Genomic DNA, 2,194 nt, shown 5'->3' with positions numbered 1-2,194 from the left:
CGAGGGGGTCGAGGTCCCACTGCAGCGGGACGTCCTGGATGCTCATGGGCTCCCCGGGAGCGGTGAGGGGTGGTGGATGTGAGGGGTCGATGCGAGGGGTGATGCGAGAGGCGGACGGGTACGGCTCAGGCGCCGTAGGGCCGGCGGGCGCGGGCGCGGTGGAGGGCGTCGGCCCACCACTCCAGCTGGTCCAGGAGGACCTTGGCGGCGCCCGCCGGGCCCACGGGGTCCTTGGGCGCGCCGTGCTCGTCGAACTGCTCCCAGGCGGTGTGGAAGCTGACGGCGTCGCGGACGGTGACCGCGTGCAGCTCGGCCATGACCGGCCGCAGGGCCTCGGCGGCGCGCAGGCCGCCGGAGAGGCCGCCGTAGGAGACGAAGCCGACGGGCTTGGCCTGCCACTGGGTGTAGTGCCAGTCGATGAGGGACTTCAGGGCGGCCGGGTAACTGTGGTTGTACTCGGGGGTGACGATGACGAAGGCGTCGGCCTGCGCCAGGCGCGGGGTGAGGCCGGCGAGGACCTCGGCGGTGCGCGGCGAGGGCTTCGAGGTGAGCACCACCGGCAGCTCGTGGTCGGCCAGGTCGATGACGTCGACGTCGAAGCCGGCGTGGCCGCGGGCCTCGGCGGCGAACCAGTCCGCCACCGTCGGGCCGAAGCGTCCCTCACGGACGCTGCCCACGATGACGGCGAGGCGCAGGGGCGTGCTGGGCATGTGGAGGCCTTTCGGGAGGTGCGTCAAGGGGTCAGGGCGCCGGGTTGCGGCGGCGGGGCAGCACTCCGGTGAGCGCGGTCAGCACGCCCGCGGCGCCGGCGGCGGTGACCAGCCACACGGCGGGCCGGGAGGCGGCGAGGAGCTCGGTGCGGGGCGCGCCGGGCGGCGCCTGGCCGGTGGTGAGCAGGGCGGCGACGGCGGCGAGCATGACGGCGGCGCCGATCTGCACCGCGGTCTGGTAGACGCCGCCGGCCTCGCCGCGCGTCTCCGCGGGGAAGCCGGAGACGGCCTGCATGTTCAGCGCGGCGAAGGACAGGACGAAGCCCGCCCCGACGAGCAGCATGGTGGGCAGCATCGTCACCGCGTAGCCGCTGTTGACGGGCAGCCGCAGGTAGAGGACGTAGCCGAGCAGGGGCGGCACGGAGCCCAGCGCGATGAGCCGGTGGGCTCCGTAGCGGCTGACCATGCGCCCGGAGACCAGGGCGGTCACGGCCAGCGGCGCGCTGGCGGGGACGATGGCCAGCCCGGTCTGCAGGGGGCTCCAGTCGAGCACCGCCTGCGTCTGGTAGCTGACGACGAGCAGCAGGCCGAGGTAGGAGCCGTTGAGGGTGGCGGCGCCGAGCGCGGAGCGGAGCATCCCGGGTTCGGCGAGCAGCTCCAGGCGCAGCAGCGGCCGCGGGGTCCGGCGCTCGTGCCGGACGAAGAAGACCAGCAGGGCGGCGGCCGCGGCGAAGGCGCACAGGGCGTACGGGTCGGCCGGGCCGTGGTGGGGCAGCCGGCCGAGCGCGGCGACGAACAGCAGCAGGGCGCCGGCGAAGGCGGCCGCGCCGGCCGCGTCGTAGCGCCTCGGCCCGGCCGGCCGCGCCTCGTCGGCGGGGACGAGCTTCAGGCACAGGGCGAACAGGACGAGGACGACGGGGGCGGGGAAGGCGAAGGTCCACCGCCAGCTGACGGCGGTGAGGACACCGGACAGCAGCAGTCCGGCGGTGAAGCCGCTGGCGCCGAAGAGGGTGTAGACGGAGACGGCCCGGTCGCGCTCGGGGCCCTCCTTCATGACGGTGCACAGGATGGACAGGCCCGTGGGGGCGGTCAGGGCGGCGCAGAAGCCCTTGACGAACCGGGTGGCGATCAGGAGCGCGGGGTCGGTGCTGAGGGCGGCGGCCAGGGAGGCCGCGGCGAAGACGAGCAGGGCGAGCAGGTACATGCGGCGGCGCCCGGCCAGGGCGACGACGCGGGCACCGAAGAGCATCAGGGCGCCGAAGCCGAGGGCGAAGCCGGTCATGACCCAGTGGGCGGTGGTCGGGGCGAGGCCGAGGTCCGCCCCCACGGAGGGCAGGGCGACGACGGCGACGGAGACCTCCAGCGCGTCGATGAGCATGTTGCCGGCCAGGACGAGCAGCAGGCCCCACTGACGGGGGCTCAGCCGGCCGGCCGTCGCGGAGGCGGGCTGCGGGGAGGCCGGGGAGTGGGGTGAGAGGGAGGTC

The 2,194-nt window shown here is 75.3% G+C and carries 2 protein-coding genes; both read right to left on the bottom strand.

Annotated elements, in window-relative coordinates; all coding sequences use genetic code 11:
• Window positions 1-125: 125 nt before the first annotated feature.
• Window positions 126-710, bottom strand: coding sequence for an NADPH-dependent FMN reductase (locus tag ACSNOH_RS34555; RefSeq protein ID WP_436725404.1), 585 nt, complete (start codon window positions 708-710; stop codon window positions 126-128).
• A 31-nt stretch (window positions 711-741) separates the two neighbouring features.
• On the bottom strand, window positions 742-2,194 hold a 1,453-nt coding region (locus ACSNOH_RS34550), incomplete at its 5' end, for an MFS transporter (RefSeq protein WP_436725403.1).

It is taken from the genome of Streptomyces sp. URMC 127, from assembly GCF_051386535.1.
GTDB lineage: Bacteria > Actinomycetota > Actinomycetes > Streptomycetales > Streptomycetaceae > Streptomyces.
This window is presented reverse-complemented; position numbering and strand designations above follow the sequence as displayed.

What these genes read in the sequence shown, in the direction of transcription:
- ACSNOH_RS34555 (WP_436725404.1), bottom strand. Translation starts at nt 710, where the DNA reads ATGCCCAGCACGCCCCTGCGCCTCGCCGTCATCGTGGGCAGCGTCCGT.